Source organism: Pseudoalteromonas apostichopi (assembly GCF_030297135.1).
GTDB lineage: Bacteria > Pseudomonadota > Gammaproteobacteria > Enterobacterales > Alteromonadaceae > Pseudoalteromonas > Pseudoalteromonas apostichopi.
The window spans coordinates 456,537-476,755 of sequence record NZ_AP028065.1 but is presented as its reverse complement, the minus strand read 5'-3'; the positions used below and the strand labels follow the sequence as shown (position 1 = coordinate 476,755).

21 protein-coding genes and 1 tRNA gene are annotated in these 20,219 nt (G+C 40.1%); 11 read left to right on the top strand and 11 right to left on the bottom strand.

Annotation, left to right across the window (positions count from 1 at the left end; translation table 11 throughout):
• Positions 1 to 132: 132 nt before the first annotated feature.
• On the bottom strand, positions 133 to 1,704 hold the full coding sequence (locus QUE86_RS02135) for a cation:proton antiporter family protein (RefSeq protein WP_130051079.1): 1,572 nt from the start codon (positions 1,702 to 1,704) through the stop codon (positions 133 to 135).
• 221 nt (positions 1,705 to 1,925) lie between these two features.
• Here QUE86_RS02135 and QUE86_RS02130 point away from each other — a divergent pair, with 221 nt between their 5' ends.
• On the top strand, positions 1,926 to 2,669 hold the full coding sequence (locus QUE86_RS02130; RefSeq protein WP_130051080.1) for a sporulation protein: 744 nt from the start codon (positions 1,926 to 1,928) through the stop codon (positions 2,667 to 2,669).
• Positions 2,670 to 2,738: 69 nt separating this feature from the next.
• A complete protein-coding gene (locus QUE86_RS02125; RefSeq protein ID WP_130051081.1) occupies positions 2,739 to 3,176 on the top strand; it encodes a GNAT family N-acetyltransferase in 438 nt (145 codons plus the stop codon).
• A 24-nt stretch (positions 3,177 to 3,200) separates the two neighbouring features.
• On the opposite strand, the gene QUE86_RS02120 is transcribed toward QUE86_RS02125, so the two are convergent.
• From QUE86_RS02120 to QUE86_RS02095, 6 genes are all read right to left on the bottom strand, one after another.
• Entirely contained in the window at positions 3,201 to 4,553 is a 1,353-nt protein-coding gene (locus QUE86_RS02120; protein WP_256854585.1) for a sodium-dependent transporter, read from the bottom strand.
• Positions 4,554 to 4,726: 173 nt separating this feature from the next.
• Positions 4,727 to 6,016 carry a sensor histidine kinase gene (locus QUE86_RS02115; protein ID WP_286258900.1) on the bottom strand — a complete coding sequence of 430 codons (1,290 nt, stop codon included), beginning with the start codon at positions 6,014 to 6,016 and terminating at the stop codon, positions 4,727 to 4,729.
• Between the two features lie 12 nt (positions 6,017 to 6,028).
• Entirely contained in the window at positions 6,029 to 6,733 is a 705-nt protein-coding gene (locus QUE86_RS02110; protein WP_130051084.1) for a response regulator, read from the bottom strand.
• Positions 6,734 to 6,746: 13 nt separating this feature from the next.
• Positions 6,747 to 7,148, bottom strand: coding sequence for a DUF3019 domain-containing protein (locus tag QUE86_RS02105; RefSeq protein WP_130051085.1), 402 nt, complete (start codon positions 7,146 to 7,148; stop codon positions 6,747 to 6,749).
• The gene (locus QUE86_RS02100) at positions 7,138 to 7,977 is read right to left on the bottom strand and encodes a MipA/OmpV family protein (protein WP_239976930.1); all 840 of its coding nucleotides are present in this window, start codon (positions 7,975 to 7,977) and stop codon (positions 7,138 to 7,140) included. The genes QUE86_RS02105 and QUE86_RS02100 overlap by 11 nt, the downstream gene beginning before the upstream one ends.
• 165 nt (positions 7,978 to 8,142) lie before the next feature.
• Positions 8,143 to 8,949, bottom strand: coding sequence for a hypothetical protein (locus QUE86_RS02095; protein ID WP_286258892.1), 807 nt, complete (start codon positions 8,947 to 8,949; stop codon positions 8,143 to 8,145).
• 115 nt (positions 8,950 to 9,064) lie between these two features.
• Here QUE86_RS02095 and QUE86_RS02090 point away from each other — a divergent pair, with 115 nt between their 5' ends.
• Entirely contained in the window at positions 9,065 to 10,213 is a 1,149-nt protein-coding gene (locus QUE86_RS02090; protein WP_130051088.1) for a serine hydrolase domain-containing protein, read from the top strand.
• Positions 10,214 to 10,319: 106 nt separating this feature from the next.
• On the opposite strand, the gene yhbY is transcribed toward QUE86_RS02090, so the two are convergent.
• Complete coding sequence (yhbY, locus tag QUE86_RS02085) at positions 10,320 to 10,616, bottom strand: ribosome assembly RNA-binding protein YhbY (protein ID WP_130052264.1); 297 nt, start codon at positions 10,614 to 10,616, stop codon at positions 10,320 to 10,322.
• A gap of 88 nt (positions 10,617 to 10,704) precedes the next feature.
• Between yhbY and rlmE the strand changes: the two genes are divergently transcribed.
• From rlmE to QUE86_RS02045, 8 genes are all read left to right on the top strand, one after another.
• Positions 10,705 to 11,334 (top strand): 23S rRNA (uridine(2552)-2'-O)-methyltransferase RlmE, encoded by a 630-nt coding sequence (gene rlmE / locus QUE86_RS02080; protein WP_130051089.1) that lies wholly within the window; start codon positions 10,705 to 10,707, stop codon positions 11,332 to 11,334.
• A gap of 66 nt (positions 11,335 to 11,400) precedes the next feature.
• Positions 11,401 to 13,338 (top strand): ATP-dependent zinc metalloprotease FtsH, encoded by a 1,938-nt coding sequence (ftsH, locus tag QUE86_RS02075; protein WP_286258888.1) that lies wholly within the window; start codon positions 11,401 to 11,403, stop codon positions 13,336 to 13,338.
• Between the two features lie 105 nt (positions 13,339 to 13,443).
• Complete coding sequence (gene folP, locus QUE86_RS02070; RefSeq protein ID WP_167658387.1) at positions 13,444 to 14,292, top strand: dihydropteroate synthase; 849 nt, start codon at positions 13,444 to 13,446, stop codon at positions 14,290 to 14,292.
• Positions 14,285 to 15,640, top strand: coding sequence for a phosphoglucosamine mutase (gene glmM, locus QUE86_RS02065; protein WP_130051091.1), 1,356 nt, complete (start codon positions 14,285 to 14,287; stop codon positions 15,638 to 15,640). Before folP ends, glmM begins: the two co-directional genes overlap by 8 nt.
• Before the next feature lie 69 nt (positions 15,641 to 15,709).
• Positions 15,710 to 16,459 carry a triose-phosphate isomerase gene (gene tpiA, locus QUE86_RS02060; RefSeq protein WP_130051092.1) on the top strand — a complete coding sequence of 250 codons (750 nt, stop codon included), beginning with the start codon at positions 15,710 to 15,712 and terminating at the stop codon, positions 16,457 to 16,459.
• A gap of 1 nt (position 16,460) precedes the next feature.
• Positions 16,461 to 16,808 (top strand): preprotein translocase subunit SecG, encoded by a 348-nt coding sequence (secG, locus tag QUE86_RS02055; protein WP_130051093.1) that lies wholly within the window; start codon positions 16,461 to 16,463, stop codon positions 16,806 to 16,808.
• A gap of 77 nt (positions 16,809 to 16,885) precedes the next feature.
• Positions 16,886 to 16,970 (top strand) — tRNA-Leu (locus QUE86_RS02050).
• A 194-nt stretch (positions 16,971 to 17,164) separates the two neighbouring features.
• Positions 17,165 to 18,109, top strand: a complete 945-nt coding sequence (locus QUE86_RS02045; RefSeq protein WP_286258885.1) for a general glycosylation pathway protein — start codon at positions 17,165 to 17,167, stop codon at positions 18,107 to 18,109.
• A 42-nt stretch (positions 18,110 to 18,151) separates the two neighbouring features.
• Here the strand turns inward: QUE86_RS02045 and QUE86_RS02040 are convergent, their stop codons facing one another.
• From QUE86_RS02040 to QUE86_RS02030, 3 genes are all read right to left on the bottom strand, one after another.
• Positions 18,152 to 18,304: a hypothetical protein gene (locus tag QUE86_RS02040; RefSeq protein WP_167658344.1), complete on the bottom strand. Its 153-nt coding sequence runs from the start codon at positions 18,302 to 18,304 to the stop codon at positions 18,152 to 18,154.
• The gene (locus QUE86_RS02035; RefSeq protein WP_130051095.1) at positions 18,304 to 19,146 is read right to left on the bottom strand and encodes a VOC family protein; all 843 of its coding nucleotides are present in this window, start codon (positions 19,144 to 19,146) and stop codon (positions 18,304 to 18,306) included. The genes QUE86_RS02040 and QUE86_RS02035 overlap by 1 nt, the downstream gene beginning before the upstream one ends.
• A 365-nt stretch (positions 19,147 to 19,511) precedes the next feature.
• Positions 19,512 to 20,105: a helix-turn-helix transcriptional regulator gene (locus tag QUE86_RS02030; RefSeq protein WP_205987928.1), complete on the bottom strand. Its 594-nt coding sequence runs from the start codon at positions 20,103 to 20,105 to the stop codon at positions 19,512 to 19,514.
• Positions 20,106 to 20,219: the final 114 nt, after the last annotated feature.

Genomic DNA, 20,219 nt, shown 5'->3' with positions numbered 1-20,219 from the left:
GCTTTGTAAATAAGCTTGACCCAATAGGGGGGACTGATTTGATTTGCTAAGAAAACTAGTTAGCCAACTAACTGAATACAGTGAAAATAATTATCAGTACCATCTGAAGGTACTGATAATTTTTTTTTTACATTAAGAGAAAAGTTTTTGTTTTACATGCTCAGCGAAGCCACTACCAGCTTCTAAATAGAAGTTATATGTTGAGTCAACCCCCATATCTTCTAGTTCTTTTTGCTGATCTGGGTAGTTTGCAATAGCAGTAACCTGACCTTCATAGCCAGAAGCACGAAGTTGCTCTAAAGCAAAAATATTTTGCATATGCTTCGGCATCGCAAGCATCACCATCCCTACATGTGAGTGATTTACACGCTGCCAAAAATCAGGGTCAGTGGCGTCTGCAAGCAATACACGGCGACCGCGTTTGATGTGTTTATCAACAACATCAGGCTTTATATCAATACCTGCGACAAGATTTGGATGGGTTTGGCTGATTGTTTCATAAGCACCTGTACCAATGCGACCCATGCCAAATATAACAATTTTTGTATCATTAAGGTTTACGGGCAGCTCTTCAGCAAGACGACTATCACTTTCAAATTTAAGCAGCCAATGTTCAATTTTCACATAAACTTCATTTGAGCGCTTATTTAATGGCGAAGCTAAAATAAAGGTGATCGACACAGCAATAGCCATCACTGCCAACCACTCAGAGGTGATCATATTACTGGTGGCGGCAACAGCACACACAATTAAGCCAAACTCACTATAATTAGCTAAGCTGAAGGCACTTAACAAAGAAGTACGAGCACGTAATTTGAATGTGTTTGTTAGCACATAATAAAGAGCAACTTTTAATGGTAAGACTAATATAATGATGATTGCAACGATTACTGCATGAGTTGTCAGTTCTGCATTCAAGCCAATATTTAAGAAAAAGCCGACTAATAATATGTCTTTTAAATTAAGTAACGACTTTGATAACTCACCAGCTTTTTTATGTGAAGCGAACATCATACCAATGATCAAAGCGCCTAAATCACCCTTAAGGCCCGCGAACTCAAAAGCCTGATAGCCAATAATAAGTGCAAAGAAAAAACCAAACAGCGGCAATAATTCACCGTGCTTTGAGCGGTTTAATACCCAAAACATCACAGGTCTTAAAACTGGTAAGCCGACTAATAATGCCAGTGCCCAAATATTTGGGGCTTTACCTGTACTGATGGCTAAGAAGATAACTGCAAAGATATCTTGCATAACTAAGATACCAATAGCAATTTTACCATGAAGGCTTGCCATTTCACCGCGCTCTTCAAGTACTTTTACTGCAAATACGGTGCTTGAGAAGCTAAAGGCAAAGCCGACTAATAATGCACTTTGCCAAGTCAGCTCATTAAATAAAGGTAGTGCTAAGGCACCTAATAACAACATAAAACCACTAAACAGCGTGCTACTCAAAACAATATGCATTGAGGCTGGCGCCCATACTTGTGGCTTCATTAGGTTAGATACTTTGAGTTTAAGACCAATGCTAAACAATAACAAAGTAACACCAAGACTTGCCAAGGTATTTAGCAGCTCGGTTGTCTTATATCCATATAGGTTGAGTGCAAAACCCGCTAATAAAAAGCCGATAAGAGGAGGCAACTTTAACTGGTAAACAGCAAAGCCACAAACGAACGCGGTAGCAAAGTAGATTAGTTCCATAATTGTTCTTTTAACTTCATTTGTTTGAAGTGTAGCGAAATATTCGTAGTTGGAAAACAACAACGAGTAATAGGAGTTCAAAAAATAAGCACTTATACATGATTTATTGATTAATCCGGCAAAAGCATCATTTTTTCGCTGACATTAGCTTTTAATTGTGGTTAAGATGCATTAACAAAGGAATTTAAGCCATAGGTTAGAAGCTGGCTTAAGGAGAATAGATGTTTAAGAAAATCCTTGCATCAGTAGGCATTGGTGCAGCAAAAGTTGACACTGTACTCGAGACAGAGCATTTACAACCGGGTCAAAAATTTAATGCCGTTATTGTCATCAAAGGTGGCGATGTGGACCAAGAAATATCGGGTTTAGACCTAGCACTTATGACACGTGTAAAAGTCGATGGCGAAGATGGTGAGTATTTCACAAACCATGTTATTGAAAAATGGCGTATTACAGATATAGGCACAATTGCAGCGGGTGTTGAAAAACATATTCCATTTGAAGCTCGCCTTCATTCTGAAACACCGATCACCGAAATTAATGCTGGTTATAACCAATCGCATGTTTGGCTTGAAACTGGCTTAGACATTGATTTAGCGCTTGATCCAACAGACCGTGATGCATTGCATATTTATCCTAATGACGCTGTAAGCACGTTTATGGAAGCGATGGATCGACTGGGCTTCAGTCTAGTAAAAGCGGATGTAGAAAAAGGCTTCTTAAGGGCTCCCACTTTTCAATCACACTCTGGTTGTTATCAAGAATTAGAATATCGCCCAAATAGCCGTAGCCTCTTTGGTTTACAAGAGGTTGAGTTGTCGTTTGTGCCTGAAGCGCATAAAACACATGTATTAATCGAACTTGATCGCGCCTTCAGAGGGGATGGTTATGTAGATTTAACCATTGAACATGATCATGTAAATCTGTCACAGCTTTGTGATCAGCTAGAACGATTATTTGCTTAAAGACTAACTATTGGCTAGTTAGTTAAAACCCAGCTACGGCTGGGTTTTTTGTCTTCATAAAGGAGCGTTATGTTTTCTATTAAAAGTTATAGCGAACTCAGTAAAGATGAGTTATTCGCCATTTTACGGGCGCGGGTTGATGTATTTGTTGTAGAGCAAACCTGTCCTTACCCAGAAATTGACGAAGTTGATAACAATGAGCTTACTCAGCATATATTTTTGTTTAAAGCTCAGCAGGTAGCTGCCTATGCACGTTGCTATAAAAAGAATGAGCAATTTAGCGCATTTGGTCGAGTGCTGGTTGCAGAGCAATTTCGTGGTGATGGGTTGGCAACTAAACTAGTGCAAACCGCGATAGATACTTGTAAAAAACATTGGCCAGATAAAGCGATCATGATTGGTGCTCAGTGCTATTTAACCGGGTTTTATCAGCAATTTGACTTTGTAAATGTGGGGGATGATTATTTAGAAGATGGCATTCCACACCAGGATATGTGTTTGAGGTAGCCAAATGGCTACCTCCGTAATTTGTTAATTTAATAATGAGTTAGCAAATACCAATGCAATGGCAAGTGGACAAATGAACTTAATGTACCATGGCCATACTTTCCAGAAGAAGCTGTTTGCAGCTTCTGGGCATCCTTGTTGAATTTCTTTTAGTAAAGACGCACGATGCCAAATCCAACCGACAAAAATACAACACATTAAGCCTAGAATAGGCTGCCCAATCTTAGTGGTTAAAGTAATTACAAAACCAAATAACGTGCTTAGGTTAAATACGATTGTGAAACTAACGAGTGCAATGATACCACCGATGATCCAAGTAGCTTGAACACGTTTCAAAGCAAAGCGCTCAACAGCATAAGAAACAGGTGCTTCTAGCATCGAAATTGATGACGTTAATGCGGCAATACTCATTAAAGCAAAAAAAGCAAAGCCAACAAAAATACCTACATCACCCATGCTAGTGAATAATGCTGGTAGCACTTGGAATACCAAGGTATCTTCAGAAAGTAGGGCACCTTCAGCAGAAAAAATTTGTACGCCTTGCGCTTGTGCAACATACATAGCTGGAATAATCAATAAACCAGCTACAAAGGCAATGAACACATCGATTAAAGTAACATACGCACCTAGCGATACTAAATTCTCTTTTTTGCTTATGTATGAGCCGTAGATAATCATTACGCTGGTACCAAGCGACAATGAGAAAAACGCCTGTCCTAACGCATTCACTAATAACTCTGGGTTTAAAATCGATGAAAAGTCTGGCACTAAATACGCTTTTAGGCCTTCCATCGCGCCTTCTTGCGTCATTACATAGATGATTAGCATAAACAAAATACCTAAAAGGGCAGGCATTAAGCGTTTAGACCATTTTTCGATGCCGTTTTCTACACCCTTAGAGATAATAGAGACGGTTAGAATAATAAATCCAGCAGTAAATATAAGGTTTCTTGATAGTGACTGCTCACTTAGCCAAGTGCCAGCTTGTTCTTGACCGGCTAATTGTGCAACGGGTTCGAGGGTTGCGCTCAACATCCAGCCTGCCACGATCGCATAGAAGCTTAAGATGAGACCCGCACAAATAATACCGCCAAAACCCACCACGAAGGCGAACTTCTTTTGCCATGCTTGATTCGTTACTTTTCGAAGTGAAGTGACGGCATTAGCTTGACCATGACGACCAATTACTAACTCAGCCATTAAAGCAGGATAAGCAAGACAAAATGCTAACACTAAATAAGCCACTAAAAACGCGGCACCGCCATTACTTGCAGTTTGTGTTGGGAAACCCCAAATATTTCCTAAGCCAACAGCAGAGCCTGCTGCAGCCATAATAAATCCAAAGCGGGAGCTGAACTCCCCACGTGATGCGCTCATATTATTGTTACTTCTCTATTTGTGACGGCGCTGACAATCTACTCGAATTAACACTAAATAAAAAGGGTTAATCATCCGCATTTTGGTTGTTCTTCGTTGTGTGCGAGTTGTCAGCGTAGAATTCGTGCAATTGCGCATTACAATACGAAACAATTAACACAAATGAAACATGTTTATTGGCTTTTATTTTGGATTGTTATGCTAAAACAGGCGCCACTTAGCTGCTTACTTTTTGATACTTCGACCGTGCCGTGGTGCCAATCAGCGACTTTAGCCACGATAGCAAGACCTAGCCCGTAGCTTTCTCCATCGCGATTACGGTGCGTTTGTTCTTGAAAGAATGGGCTAAATACTTTTTGCCAATTTTGTTCGCTCACACCAGGGCCGTCATCTTCAATACTTATAGTGATGCACTCATTAGTACTGGTTGCACTGATTGAAATTTCAGACTCTGCAAAGTCACAGGCATTACTTAATAGATTAACAATGGCGCGTGCTAACCAGTGTAAATCAGCACAAATATCACCAACTTTAACTCGGTGACTGATTCGTAAACCGCGTTGCTCAAGCTTAGGTTCTATTTGATGAATTAAAGTTAGAATATAAGTTTGCAGATCAGAGTGGTTAAACGTTAGCTGATTAGATTTTTGCTCAAGTGTTGCAAATGCCAGATAACTTTTTAACATAGACTCCATTTGATCTAAGTCGTTTTCCATGCGTGCAAGATATTCAAGGCGCTTTTCTTCACTTGGACAGTCTTGTGCCGCTTCTAAACCAAATCGTAAACAAGCTATAGGTGTGCGAATATCATGAGATAAGCTCGATGCCATTAACTTATTCTCATCAAGGAGTTTTTCTATTTGGTTTGCCATGCGGTTAAATGTCAGTTCAACATCTTTGATATAAGTAAAGTGTGATAATTGAATGCGACTTTTTAAATCACCTTTTGCAAAGCGTTGTGCCGCCTCGTTTAATACGCTTAAACGCTTTGCAAGTGGTGCAATAATGAAGCCCATAAATACACATAACCCAGTGTAGAATAACAAGGTAAGTAATACATCGTTACCTTGTTCATGAGTTAAGTCTTTGTCTAGTCGCATTTTTATATGATGAGTATCAAGGGCTGCTTCACTGTAAAGCAAATAATAGCCTTGCTGATCTTCTAGAATGAGACCACTTGGCTGAGTTATTTGAGCTAATAATGAGTAAGGCAGCGCAAGGGATTGGGTTGGTCGATACTCAAGTTGTACAGAAAAGTCTTGATTAAACTCTGCAATAGCGTGCTCTCGTTGCTTCGCGTCAAGTTTAGCCAGTTGCTTTGCAAAACCTTTGATCATTTTCGTTTCGCTAGAAAACACATCCTGAGGTGCCTGGGTTTGTTGGCTAAAAGCATCAATTAGCCAGCCCAAAACAATGATTGAAAGCAAAGCGCTACCAAGTAGCGAAATATAAAACTTTTTCACAGGCGCTAGTCGTTATTGCCAAGCAGTGGCAACAAGTAAATAGCCTTTGCCCCAAATGGTTTTAATTTTTTCAGGGTGCTGTGGGTCATCATTAAATTTTTTTCTTAATGAGGAAATGAGTACATCTACACTTCTGTCCAAGCCATCATACTCTCGGCCTTTCGTTGCCTTAAATACCGCATCACGAGATACCACCTGACCTGCATTGCTTGCTAAATAGTTTAGCAGTAAATATTCAGCGCTTGAAATATGTACCTCGTCGTTAGCCAAGTAAACAGTGCGTGATTCAGTGTTAATTGATAATTTACCAACACTTATAAGTTCAGAGTTTGCAGCTTCATGCGTGTCGGTTTTAGAACGAAGTGCAGCTTTAATACGTGCTAATAAAGCGCGAGGGCGAACTGGTTTCATCATATAGTCGCTGGCACCCACTTCGAGGCCTATAACTTCATCCATTTCATCATCACGTGCAGTTAGCATAATAATCGGAGCTTGATAAAAATGCCTTAAATCGCGACACACACTAATACCATCTTGACCTGGTAGCATAATATCTAACAACACTAAGTCTGGATTTGTTTTACGTACTTGCTCAACTACTAGGTCACCGCGTTGGCATATAGTCGTTTGATAGCCTTGCTCAATTAAGTATTCCGCAACCCAGTTGGCGAGCGAGATATCATCTTCTACTAATAAGATAGTTCCGTAATGTTCCATTTTTTACTCCTGCTTAGAACAGTCGCCAACGACGTTTCTTCTGACGATTTTGATAGACCCACTGTAATTGTATTTCAGTGCTTGCAACAACCTTACCGTTATCACTACTTATAAGTTCAAAACCTATGGTTTCTGCTGAATCAAATTGGTATCTAAATAAGCCCTTTTGTTGCATTAACCAGCATTGCATTATGTGCTTGCTTTGTGCGTTACGTAAGCAGTAATTACCAACTTGCTGCTGGTGCCATGTAATATCAACTTCGGCATAACAATTTCTGCCTTCACGCAGCGCTACACAGGTATCTGGTAGTGCAACTAGTGCACTTTCGGTTGTCTGATCAGTTTCTAACTGCTGCTTGGCGAATAAGGGCCCTGACACCAAGAAGATAAAGCACAAGTAATACTTAGAAAACATAACGCACGCCTACCTTGGCTTTATGCTGATATTCTTGAGAGATAATAGGGCTTTGGTGGATATCATTTGAAAACCAAGTTGATAGCCAGCCAGTTAAAAATACCCAGTGCCTATTGATGGGGTATTCTGCGTGAAATTCAAAAATAAGGCTGTAAGAGGTATCTGGGTTATATGCTGGGCGTGTATCCAATGCTTCTGCGTCTGAAATGCCAAAGTAATAATCTGTAAAGTCATTTGAATAGGCACTCAAGCCAACGCCTGAGCGAAATTCCCAATTTCGCCAAGGGATAATTTGACTAAAAAATGAATTCATTACCCAACCATTATGCGCACCTGAAATATCATGCAGGTATTCAAATGAAATTTGCGAGTTTTCAAAGCGACGTGATAGGCGAAGACCTACATCAAAGTCGTAGTCGCGTGTTCTGATCCCTTCAAGCTCTTTAATTACTTCGTTACCATAAATATTTAAGCCTGTTTCATCAAATCCAGATTGAATGTTCGTGCCAACAATATCTAAGCCCCATTCAAATTTATCGATAACACTGTAACCGAGTGTTAAACCACCACTGAGTTGGCTCTGATCGTAATCAAGATAAAAACGGTCGTAAGAAACGGCGAGGTGAACATCTGGCTCTATACCATCATTGTATGAATCCATGCCAACAAGGTAAGAATCTTCAATGTAGTAACCTAGACCTATGCCCCAGTCCCATGCAAAACCTTGGCTTGGTTCTAAAGTATTGTCTGCATAATAGCGATTACTAGCTCGGCTTGTGGTACTAAGCAGGGTTAAACATATCAATAATAGGGCACTATGAGCTCGCAACGTTGCTTCCTTGTCTGTTAGAAAGGGTAATAGCTTATAGTATATTGTTAAGGAGTTCCTGTAATCTGTAAAAAAATGTATTAGTAGGAATTGGAAGTGTAAGAAAGTGTTGCAAATTCAAGGAGGGCGCTGTTTGCCTATGGGTAGGCAAACAGCTAATGAGTTTTACTGAACTTTAATTTTATCGATTAAAATACTGCTCAAGTAGTACTGCATCATAGGTGTTAGAGCACTAATTTCTGTACGGTTACACGGGCCTTGCTCTTTTTTAAACGCGTTCACTTGTGTGAAGGTCTGATAAGCAGGAATGGTGACTTCTTTATTAATACGCTCCATCCGAGCTTGTTCTGAGTTTTGCTCGTGCACAAAACTCGCTACTTCAAGTTCATTCTTTATTAACTGTTGCTGTTCAAAACTATAGATAAGTGGCTCACGATGAAAACTTGCACTATCAATCGATGATTTTGCGAACCAAACAACATCACCGGTTTTTTTATGAGTCAGACGCATACTCACTTGGCCTAAAATAGTTGCACACTTTTGAACCGGGAACTGTTTTGCTACTTCATCAAATAAAGGCAATAGCTTTTCAGGTTTTACCAATTGGTATTCTGTGTCTTCAATCAATTCAAGATCAAGCTGGTGAATTGAAAGGGTATAGTCTGCTTGTGCACCTTCTTCTACAACCTTTAATTGCTTTGCTGTGAGTGCTTCGGCCAGCTGCGCGTAAAGCGTATCTGTTACACTGGTTTTATCAGCAACAATGACAACAGTTTGATGTGTACTAACCACATGTGCAGGTAATTGTACTGACTTTACTTTAGGCGCAGCATGCTCTGTTTGGTACTCAACTTGAAAGCGTTGGCTTTGTAAGCTTGGTTTCTTAGGCATTGAAAGTAACGGAGCTGGTTCAGGTTTTAGAGCACAACCAACTGAAATTAAAGTAAAAAACAAAACCACAAGTAAGCGCATGAAAAATAGTCTACCCATAAAAAGTTAAGATTAAGCGTATTGTACGTTAGTCGAGGCAAAAGTTCATGATATTATGTTATGAGAAACTTCCCAAACAGACTTAAAAAAATAAATAATGAAGTACAGCTCATCTTTAATTCTTTTTCTTTTTTCTTTATTACTGCTTGTGGTGAGTGGTGAAGCTACTTCGAGTGACAAACAGTGGCAAAGTTTCGTTGCTGACTATAATAAACACCTAACCCGAAAACTAAAAAGCAAAGGGATCCCAGGTGGTTCATTGGCGATTGTAAATATTGGTAATGAAGATTTTATTCGTGGTATTGGGCGAACAAAAATAGAAAAAGGTCGCAAAGTTGATAAACACACACGTTTTAGATTAGCGTCAGTATCAAAAACTTTTGCCGGCTCGTTGACCGCAAAACTTGCAGCACAAGGTGAGTTTAATATTGACGACCCAATAAGTAAGTTTATTCCTGCTTTTTCTAATACAGCTTATAAAGATGACTTAAAAATCTATCACATCCTTAGTCACTCAAGTGGCTTAGTACCTAATGCATACGATAACCTTATTGAGTCGCGTATGAGCTACCCAGACATTGTTGAGCGGTTATTGACTGTTGAACCTATCTGTAAACCAAGCGAGTGCTACGGTTATCAAAATGTGATGTTTAGCTTGATTGATTCTGTAATTTATCAATCAACACAGATGGATTACTCGCACTGGATTTCAGAGTATATATTTGCTCCCTTGAAAATGGTGGATGCCAGTGTTGGTTTTGAGGGGATGGTAAGAGATGATAATTATGCTCACCCTCATGTTCGTGGAAGAAAGCGTTGGTATACTTCACGGTTAAAGAAAAACTATTACAAGGTACCTGCCGCTGCAGGTGTCAATGCCAGCGCAAATGATATGGCTATTTGGTTGAATGCGCAGTTAGGGCAGTATCCTGATGTGTTACCTCTAGAAGCACTTATTAAGCAAACACGCCCTTATACACATACTAAAAAGGAAACTCGTCGTAGAGTTTGGCGTAGTCATGTCAAAGATGCTTATTATGGATTGGGTTGGCGTGTATATAACTATGATGATGAACTGCTGTATTACCATAGTGGCTGGGTGCAAGGTTATCGCAGCGATATTGTTGTGTTTCCTCATCTGAACATAGGGTTTAGCTTAGTTCTCAATGCTGAAACCGGGTTAATTAATGAGTTAACCACTGAGTTTATCAATCGGGTACTGAAATACACTCGTGAGCAAAAATAACCTAGGTAAAAAAGTTTAGTTACAAATTAATGCAAAATTTTTTTGCCTACAAAAAAGCCAGCATTTTTGCTGGCTTTTCCTTGATTCAAGATTTCCTCGGGTTAGATTAACCGCGTGGTAATTGAATCTTTTTCTCTTCGCTTTGGCGATACAAGACAATTGTGTGGCCAATTGTTTGTAGTTTTGTTGCGCCTGTCTCGCGAACAATAGCATCAAAAATCAATGTCTTAGTTTCACGTTCGTCAGTAGGAACTTTAACTTTGATTAGCTCATGAATATCTAGAGCGCTTTCAATTTCAACTAAAACGCCTTCGGTTAACCCGTTTGCACCAAGTAATACAACAGGTTTTAAACTGTGCGCTTGGCCTTTTAAAAACTGCTTTTGTTTGTTCGATAATTTCATCATGTTACAAATTTTGCTGAATATGGCTTGAATTAAGGGTATTCTAACGCCATCTAGAGAATATTACTAATTAGTTACGTATTAATTTATGGCAAATAAAAAACATTCAGCCAGTTCTAAGCGTTGGCTGAAGGAACATTTCGACGATCCTTATGTTCACGAAGCGCAAAAGAAAGGCTGGCGTTCTCGTGCGGTTTTCAAATTAGACGAAATTCAGAACAAAGATAAATTAATTAAACCATCGATGGCTGTGGTTGATTTAGGTGCTGCACCAGGTAGTTGGTCGCAATATTTAGCGGAAAAGGTAGGTGACAAAGGCCAAGTTATTGCTTGTGATATTTTACCTATGGACTCGCTGGCAGGTGTTGACTTTCTACAAGGTGACTTTCGTGAAGAAGCGGTGCTTGATGCTCTATTGACACGCATTGATGGAAAAAACGTGGATGTTGTTTTTTCTGATATGGCGCCAAATATGAGCGGCAATACATCTGTTGACCAAGCTGGTAGTATGTACTTAGTTGAGTTGGCACTAGATATGTGCCACCAAGTTTTAAAGAAAAATGGCGCATTTTGTGTCAAAGTCTTCCAAGGCGAAGGATTTGATCAATACTTGCAGGAAGTACGTAATAGCTTTAAAGCGGTGAAAATTAGAAAGCCTGATGCATCACGCGCCCGTTCTCGGGAAGTTTATATAGTGGCGACAGGCTACAAACTGTAGTACAGTTGTGCTGCGTTAAGTTGAATTTAAATTAATTGGATACAAGAGGTTAACTCCTTGAGCGATATGGCGAAAAATCTAATACTCTGGCTGGTCATTGCAGTAGTGCTAATGTCAGTGTTTCAGAGCTTTAATGGTGGTGATCAGGCTGATCGCCAAACAAGTTACACTCAATTTGTTAGCGACGCTCGTAGTGGCGCTATCCAAGAAGTCTCTATTGAAAGCACAACGGGTACTATTACAGGTACCAAAACAAACGGTGAACGCTTTCAAACCATCATGCCTATGTATGATAAAGACATCTTGAATGATCTTTTAAAAAGCAATGTTAATGTTAAAGGCGTTAAGCCTGAAGAGCAGTCATTCCTCGCCAGCATTTTAATCTCTTGGTTCCCAATGTTACTGCTTATTGGTGTATGGATTTTCTTCATGCGTCAAATGCAAGGCGGTGGCGGTAAAGGTGCGATGTCTTTTGGTAAGAGCAAAGCGCGCCTGATGAGCGAAGACCAAGTTAAAACGACTTTTGCTGACGTAGCGGGTTGTGACGAAGCGAAAGAAGATGTGACTGAGTTAGTTGACTTCTTACGTGACCCATCAAAATTCCAAAAGCTTGGTGGCAGCATCCCGAAAGGCGTGTTGATGGTTGGTCCTCCTGGTACGGGTAAAACGTTACTTGCTAAAGCAGTAGCTGGTGAAGCTAAAGTGCCGTTTTTCACAATTTCAGGTTCTGATTTCGTAGAAATGTTTGTTGGTGTTGGTGCATCACGTGTACGTGATATGTTCGAACAAGCGAAAAAAGCAGCACCTTGTATCATCTTCATTGATGAAATCGATGCAGTAGGCCGTAAACGTGGTGCTGGCATGGGTGGTGGTCACGATGAACGTGAGCAAACACTTAACCAAATGCTGGTTGAAATGGACGGCTTTGAAGGTAACGAAGGTATTATCGTTATTGCTGCAACGAACCGTCCTGATGTATTAGACCCTGCGTTATTACGTCCTGGCCGTTTTGACCGCCAAGTTGTTGTTGGTCTTCCTGACATTCGTGGCCGTGAACAAATCCTTAAAGTTCATATGCGTAAAGTGCCTTTAGGTGACAACGTAGAAGCCGCTGTTATTGCACGTGGTACGCCAGGTTTCTCTGGTGCAGACCTTGCAAACTTAGTTAACGAAGCAGCATTATATGCAGCTCGTGGGAACAAGCGCGTAGTAAGCATGGCTGAATTTGATGCCGCAAAAGATAAAATCATGATGGGTGCAGAGCGCAAGACCATGGTGATGAGTGAGCAAGAAAAAGAAATGACTGCTTACCATGAAGCGGGTCACGCGATTGTTGGTCGCATGGTACCTGAACACGATCCGGTTTATAAAGTGTCTATCATTCCTCGTGGACGTGCGCTAGGTGTCACTATGTACTTGCCAGAGCAAGATCGTGTGAGCCACTCAAAAGAGCTATTAGAGTCAATGATTTCTAGCCTTTATGGTGGTCGTATCGCCGAAGCGCTAATTTATGGTGAAGACAAAGTTACAACCGGTGCAAGTAACGATATTGAACGTGCAACAGATATTGCTCGTAAAATGGTTACCCAATGGGGTCTAAGTGAGAAACTTGGTCCGTTACTTTATGCTGAAGATCAAAACGAAATGTACATGGGTGGCGGCGGTAGCCGTTCTATGAGCATGTCTGATGAAACAGCAAAAGTGATCGACACAGAAGTTCGTTTATTCTCAGATCGTAACTATCAACGTGCAGAGCAAATCCTTAAAGATAACATTGATATCTTACATGCAATGAAAGATGCACTAATGAAGTACGAAACGATTGATGCCGGTCAAATTGATGACTTAATGGCACGTCAGCCTGTACGAGAGCCGCGTGATGTTCATGACCGTCGTTCAGATGATAAAAAGCCTAGAGCAAAAGCAGAGCCTGTAGCCAATGAGACAAAAGAGGATGATTCAGTAAAAAAGGATGAAACAAGCCTTGATGACAAAGCTGAATAATCGTTAAAATATACACAGCAAAAACCCCGGATGCCGGGGTTTTTTTTTAGCATTAAATTGGCTCTTTGTTAGTAGAGCAAATGCATGGAAGATTTGAAGGTAAAAATGACCGCTCTTAAATTACCCCGAGGTCGTATTTTACACCTCGATTCCCCTGTCGTGATGGGGATTTTAAATGTCACTCCTGATTCATTTTCTGATGGTGGCAGCTACTGCCAACTAGACAGCGCTGTCAAGCAAGCTCAAATATTATTAAACCAAGGTGCAAAAATAATAGATATAGGCGGCGAGTCAACACGTCCAGGGGCTCCAGATGTATCTCTTGAAGATGAGCTTGAGCGAGTTATACCTTTAGTCAAAGCACTTAGAAAAACTAGCGACTGCATCATTTCCATTGATACCAGTAAAAGTGAAGTCATGCGCCAAGCGATTATTGCTGGTGCTGACATCATTAATGATGTTAGAGCATTGCAAGAACCTGGTGCTATTGAGGTCTTAGCTCAATACCCTGAGGTGGCAATTTGCTTAATGCACATGCAAGGTCAGCCTCGCACTATGCAAAGTAACCCACACTATGATGATTTGTTTACTGATATTAATGAGTTCTTTGCAGAGCGTTTAGCCAAATGTGAGCAAGCGGGTATTCAGCAACAGCGTATTATTTTAGACCCAGGTTTTGGTTTTGGTAAAACTCTGGCTCATAATTACGAAATCTTAAATAAGTTTGATGTATTTAATCAATTCAAGTTACCGGTTCTCGCGGGGTTATCTCGTAAATCGATGATCGGTAATTTATTAAATAGAGAAACACATGAACGCTTAGCGGGAAGCTTAGCTGGTGCGCTGATTGCAGCACAAAATGGTGCGAAAATTATCCGCGTTCATGACGTACAAGAAACAGTTGATGTGCTTAGCGTTTGGCAAGCATGCACGAAAGGAATTACAAATGAGTAAAACAAGAAAGTATTTTGGCACGGATGGTGTTCGCGGTATGGTTGGTGAGTTTCCAATCACTCCTGAATTTGCATTGAAGTTAGGCTGGGCAGCAGGTCGCGTATTATCAAAAATAGGGACGAAAAAGGTTATTATTGGTAAAGATACCCGTATTTCTGGCTATATGCTCGAAACATCACTTGAAGCTGGTTTAATAGCTGCTGGCATCGATGTTGTATTATTGGGCCCTATGCCGACTCCCGCGGTGGCGTATCTTACACAAACTTTCCGCGCCGAAGCGGGGATTGTAATTAGTGCATCTCATAACCCTTACCACGATAATGGTATTAAGTTTTTTTCAAGCAGAGGTTTAAAACTACCAGATGAAGTTGAGCTTGAAATTGAAGCTATGATGGACGAACCAATGACCTGTGTTGCCTCTGATAAACTTGGTAAAGCACGTCGTTTAGAAACGGCAGATGGCCGTTACATTGAGTTTTGTAAAAGCCAATTCCCGCAAGGCTTATCACTTGAAGGTTTAAAAATCGTTCTTGATTGCGCAAATGGTGCTACCTATCACATTGCTCCTTCAGTAATGCGTGAGTTAGGTGCTGAGGTTATCTGTCATGCTTGTGAGCCAAATGGTGTAAATATTAACCTTGAATGTGGTGCAACTCACGTTGAAACCCTAAAACGTAAAGTTCTTGAGCACAATGCTGATGTAGGTATTGCTTACGATGGTGACGGTGACCGTGTAATGATGGTTGACCATAATGGGCGAATTTTTGATGGTGATGACATTGTTTATATCATTGCTTGTCAAGCAGCCAACGACGATATGTTAGGTGGTGGTGTTGTTGGTACTGTTATGTCAAACATGGGTCTTGAAAATGCCTTAAAAGCACGTGGCATTGGTTTTGCTCGCAGTAAAGTAGGTGACCGTTATGTAATGGAGTTATTGCAAGAAAATGGTTGGAAAATCGGTGGTGAAAGCTCAGGTCACGTATTAAACCTTGATTTAATTAGCACGGGTGATGGCATTATTTCAAGCTTACAAGTGTTGGCTGCGATGGTTGCTCAGAATAAAACATTGCAAGACTTAGGGGCTGGTTTTACAAAGTACCCAATGAAAATGATCAATGTGCGTTACCCACAAGGCACTGATCCAACGCAAGATCAAGCTGTCGTTGATATGGTAGCACTGGTTGAAGAACAGTTAGGTGATACAGGTCGTGTATTACTGCGTAAATCAGGGACTGAGCCAGTTGTACGCGTAATGGTTGAAGCTGAACAGGAAAAGGTTGTTCTTGATAGCGCACGCAAAATTGCCGAAGTTGTCGAAACTGTGAGCAAACAAACCGAGGCATAACAATAACCTCTTGTAACTTTGGGCAAGTCGAGTTAGTATCTTGCCCGCTTTCTAATGTGGAGTGGAATAATGGCAACACGTAAGCCGATGGTCGCAGGTAATTGGAAAATGAACGGCTCTTTAGAGCTTGTTGAACAGTTATCAACTGCTATCAAAAATGTTCAATCGGATGAACTGGATATAGTGGTGTTTCCACCATTCCCATTGTTGAGTTCTTTGCAGCAACAAAACGTAACTTTTGGTTCGCAAACAGTCTCTGAAAATCATGCTGGTGCGTTTACTGGTGAAGTAGATGCCCAGTTAGTAAAAGACTTAGGCGCAACTTTTACACTTGTTGGTCACTCTGAACGTCGTAGCATATACGGTGAGTCAGATGACGTTGTTGCAGATAAGTTTGCACGAGCGCAGCAAGTTGGCTTAACACCTATTCTGTGTGTTGGTGAAAGTGAACAGCAACGTGAAGCAAATGAAACTGAATTAGTGGTTGCAGCACAAATTGATGCTGTAATTAGCAAATTAGGTGTAGCAGCACTGAAGAATTCTGTGGTAGCATACGAGCCCGTTTGGGCCATTGGCACAGGTAAGACTGCCTCTCCTGAGCAAGCGCAAGCTGTACATAAGTTTATTCGTGAGAAAATTGCTTCTTCGGATAGCGAAATAGCACAGCAACTAACCATCTTATATGGTGGTAGCGTGAATGAAAAAAATAGCGAATTATTATTTGCACAACCAGATATAGACGGTGGCCTTATTGGCGGCGCGAGTCTTAAAGCAGATTCGTTTACTGCTATCTGTGAAAGTGCAAAAGGGACCGTATAAGATGTACGAAATTTTATTAGTAGTTTATTTAATCGTTGCTTTAGCATTAGTTGGTATGGTTTTAATCCAACAAGGTAAAGGCGCTGATATGGGTTCATCATTTGGTGCAGGTGCTTCTGCAACTGTGTTTGGCTCATCAGGTGCTGGTAACTTCATGACTAAAACAACAACAATCTTAGCGACGATCTTCTTCGTACTAAGTATTGTTCTGGGCAACCTTACTGCAGGTCAAATTAAAAAGACTGATGAGTGGGAAAACCTAGAGGCTGCGCCAGCTGTTGAAACTGTAACACCAGCACAAACTGATGTGCCTGTGACAGAAGAAAAAGCGTCTGACGTACCTAACTAATTAGTTTTTACTAATTATTGTTAAGTAGTTTTCATTCCTCAAGTAAACAACAAGCTTAACAACATACAGAATTGTATGCGGATGTGGTGGAATTGGTAGACACGCCATCTTGAGGGGGTGGTGGCTTCGGCCGTGGGGGTTCAAGTCCCCCCATCCGCACCAAAATTAAAAAGCCGTAACTTAATAAGTTACGGCTTTTTTCGTTTTAGTGCTTTTTAATTATACTCTGCACTTTTATAGTGCCTTGATCATTGTTTTTAAATCTTCAAATCCTCCAATCAACTGATTATCAAGGCGTTACAAATTTGGAGCCTTCCTTGCTTAGCTTAGTGTGTCTATTACTCTAAGGAAGCAAAATGGCAAGAATGAGTTATTTAAGTGCTATAGAACGCTATGAAGAGCAACAAGTGCTTATTCATAATTTACTGCTCTCAATACTGGCAAGCGTTCAGGCATCTTTAACTAACAAGCAAGAATATCAGCAGCTAGTCAATCAATATCCATTTCTAGAATTACAATATTGCTTGAATGAGCAAGGTATTCAGCAGGGTTATAATGTTTGTTTTAAACGTCAATATAAGAAAAAACTCGCGCATGTAGGGGCTGGTCAGGACTTAAGTGCTCGGCCTTATTTCTTACTTGCTTCAGCTTCGCCTGATCCCCATTTTACTTCGCCGTATATTTCGACAGCAACAAAGCATTTATGTATTTCAGTTATTAAAATGATTCCTTCCGAAAAAGGTAAGCAGCAATTTTTGGTAATTGATGTGTGCTTAACTGAGTTAATCGAATTTATTATGGGAGATATTAAGAGAGCAAGAATGACACCTTACTTCAGGGTTGGTTATGGTCTGATTGTTGGCTGTTTGTTTTGCTTGGTAATTTATCTGTTATATAAGGTGTTTGCTGGTATGGTGGATTTAGTCTTGAATGAAGATATACAGTCAGATCCTCTTAAGCCATTTACTATTATTATCTTTGTTACTTTAGCTTTGGTTATTTTCGATTTAGGGAAAACTATACTGGAAGAAGAAATTCTTATGCATAAGGATATTTTTCGTCACAGCTCGACAAGACGCACGATTACGCGCTTTATCTCAACAATACTGATTGCGGTATCAATAGAAGCTTTGCTTACCATGTTTAAAGCAGCACTAGGGCAAACAGAGTATGTTATACCCGCTGTTTTGATGATGTTTGCTGTAGTTGGACTTTTGATTGCTCTTGCTATTTACGTTTACTTAGGCGCTAAGGCTGAAGATGTGCTTACACAGGTTCAGCGCTTAAAAGTAAAACATTAATGAATAGGGCGCTTTGTTTAAAACGCAGAGCCCTATAATTTATTAAAGTGTACCGCCAATACCAATGCTCGGATTAACATATACAGGGCCTACTTTAAACGGCGCATTAATATCTAGGCTTGCATAGGGGGTGCAGGCGTTTAAAGCTAACAGTGCAGCCGCAAGAGCAGCTAAGCGAATCATTTTTTTATTCATTACATTTGCTCCTGAATTACAATACCAGCACCCGCTGGATCACGAATAATTGCGACGCTGCCATTACGGACTTTGTCATTTGGTGCCATCAGAACTATGCCGCCTGCGGCGGTTACTTTTAATAGGGTCGCATCAACATCAGCTACTTTGATGTAATTTACCCATGTGTTACCAATCTCGGCATCTGGTTTTTTTACAAAGCCAATAGCAGGTGTGCCATTTAAAGCTAAGTAACTGTAATTGCCATTGTTAAGTGGTTTACTTTGTGCTGAATAACTGTCAAGTGATTGATAAAAGGCTTTGCTTTGATCTGGGTTATCACTCCATACTTCTTGCCAAATCCAGCCGTTATCAGTTTGCTGAGTTTCTGGGTCACCATTAACTGTATTGATCAGCGAAAATACAGCCCCTTGTGGGTCTTCTAATACAGCAATAGTGCCACGACCTTTAATTTCGGTACTGCTTACTAAGACTTTACCTCCGGCTTTGATAGTTTTTTCACTGACAGCAGCTATATCTTTGCTACTGATAAGGCTCAGCCAATGGCTGGCATTTTGCTTATTATCGAGCTCAGCAATGCCTGCAATTAACTTACCCTCAAGTGATGCTAGTGTATAGTTGTCGTTAACTTCTTTAAACTGCCAACCAAACACGCTGGCGTAAAATGCTTGAGATTGAGCCAAATTGGGGGTGATTAAATCGTGCCAGACAACGTGACCTGAGTTTTTTGTTCCTGAATCACTGATTGCGGGAAGTTCGCTTGAGGTAAGCTGGCAACCTACCAATGAAACCGCTGAAACAGCCAATAAAATCGCAGTTCGTAAGGGAGTGGGTAATTTCAAAATTTGCTCCTTGCAAAATAGGGTCAAATAAAAGCATAGACCATTATTTGTTTGTTATTCAATCAAAAAACAGTTGTTTAATGACCTCATTTTGATGCTTTGCCACTATTTTTATAATTGTGTTTTTAGTCTTATTAACTGTTTTGTATAAATCAGTTGAAAGTCATCGTTTGAATGTATTTAGCCTCTTAATAAGAATTCATCATAAAAGCAATAAGTTAATTATTATCTGTGTTAGCGAGTTAATATTGATTTTGAAAATTAACCACCCAGTCATAGCTTAAGTGCCAGTTACCATCTAATCAAAATGGTCAGGATGTTGAAGGTGGTTCATCGGCAGTACAGGGGTACAATTCGCCTGCAGATTAGCCTGCAAGCTTATTGATCTTATTAATATTCCTCTTGCACCACTGTAGAGCTTTTTGTTTATTTTTAACATTAATCTTTTGGTATATCTTGTGCAGGTGAACTCGAACAGTTGCTTCACTAATGAACAACGTATCAGCTATTTGATGGCATGTTGCGCCAGAGGAGAGCAAATGAAGTACTTTAGATTCTTTAAACGTTAAGTTATTTGATCGGATTTGATTTTTTTGCTCAGTTTCCAGCATTTCTCTCATCCATTTATCACTGACTGTTCTTGGAAACCACAGCGAACCCTTTTTAATTTCTTGCAGTCCTTGTTCAAAAATATCTGTTTTGGTGTTTTTATAAAATAGCCCTTTCAATTTTGGCCAGTCTTTAAGAGATAGAACGTCAGCTCTATGGGGCATGTTAAAAATAACTAGATGATGATATCCATGAGCTTTCATAAACTCACTTATTAATTCACGATTAGTCAAAGTGTCTAAAGAGTCGTAATTGAGTAGTAGAGTTTTATCATCGCTTGCAACACAGTAAGGATGAATTAAAACAGATGATACAGAATCATCCGCGTTTTTATTAATTAGAAAATCCATATTCACGTCAATAACTACCGCTAAATGATAACAAGTAATTTGTGTTCCTGATTATTACTTTTAAATAATGGAATGCCAACATAGGAAAATGTTGAGCAAATTAATGTTTAGTTA

Excerpts from the sequence above, each read along its gene's own strand:
- QUE86_RS02105 (WP_130051085.1), bottom strand. The coding sequence starts at position 7,148 with ATGTTTTCTAAGTATTACTTGTGCTTTATCTTCTTGGTGTCAGGGCCC.
- QUE86_RS02120 (WP_256854585.1), bottom strand. The coding sequence starts at position 4,553 with ATGAGCGCATCACGTGGGGAGTTCAGCTCCCGCTTTGGATTTATTATG.
- folP (WP_167658387.1), top strand. The coding sequence starts at position 13,444 with ATGACCGCTCTTAAATTACCCCGAGGTCGTATTTTACACCTCGATTCC.
- tpiA (WP_130051092.1), top strand. The coding sequence starts at position 15,710 with ATGGCAACACGTAAGCCGATGGTCGCAGGTAATTGGAAAATGAACGGC.
- QUE86_RS02130 (WP_130051080.1), top strand. The coding sequence starts at position 1,926 with ATGTTTAAGAAAATCCTTGCATCAGTAGGCATTGGTGCAGCAAAAGTT.
- rlmE (WP_130051089.1), top strand. The coding sequence starts at position 10,705 with ATGGCAAATAAAAAACATTCAGCCAGTTCTAAGCGTTGGCTGAAGGAA.
- ftsH (WP_286258888.1), top strand. The coding sequence starts at position 11,401 with ATGGCGAAAAATCTAATACTCTGGCTGGTCATTGCAGTAGTGCTAATG.
- QUE86_RS02110 (WP_130051084.1), bottom strand. The coding sequence starts at position 6,733 with ATGGAACATTACGGAACTATCTTATTAGTAGAAGATGATATCTCGCTC.
- QUE86_RS02095 (WP_286258892.1), bottom strand. The coding sequence starts at position 8,949 with ATGCGCTTACTTGTGGTTTTGTTTTTTACTTTAATTTCAGTTGGTTGT.
- QUE86_RS02045 (WP_286258885.1), top strand. The coding sequence starts at position 17,165 with ATGGCAAGAATGAGTTATTTAAGTGCTATAGAACGCTATGAAGAGCAA.
- yhbY (WP_130052264.1), bottom strand. The coding sequence starts at position 10,616 with ATGAAATTATCGAACAAACAAAAGCAGTTTTTAAAAGGCCAAGCGCAC.
- QUE86_RS02125 (WP_130051081.1), top strand. The coding sequence starts at position 2,739 with ATGTTTTCTATTAAAAGTTATAGCGAACTCAGTAAAGATGAGTTATTC.
- QUE86_RS02040 (WP_167658344.1), bottom strand. The coding sequence starts at position 18,304 with ATGAATAAAAAAATGATTCGCTTAGCTGCTCTTGCGGCTGCACTGTTA.
- QUE86_RS02135 (WP_130051079.1), bottom strand. The coding sequence starts at position 1,704 with ATGGAACTAATCTACTTTGCTACCGCGTTCGTTTGTGGCTTTGCTGTT.
- QUE86_RS02030 (WP_205987928.1), bottom strand. The coding sequence starts at position 20,105 with ATGGATTTTCTAATTAATAAAAACGCGGATGATTCTGTATCATCTGTT.
- QUE86_RS02090 (WP_130051088.1), top strand. The coding sequence starts at position 9,065 with ATGAAGTACAGCTCATCTTTAATTCTTTTTCTTTTTTCTTTATTACTG.
- glmM (WP_130051091.1), top strand. The coding sequence starts at position 14,285 with ATGAGTAAAACAAGAAAGTATTTTGGCACGGATGGTGTTCGCGGTATG.
- secG (WP_130051093.1), top strand. The coding sequence starts at position 16,461 with ATGTACGAAATTTTATTAGTAGTTTATTTAATCGTTGCTTTAGCATTA.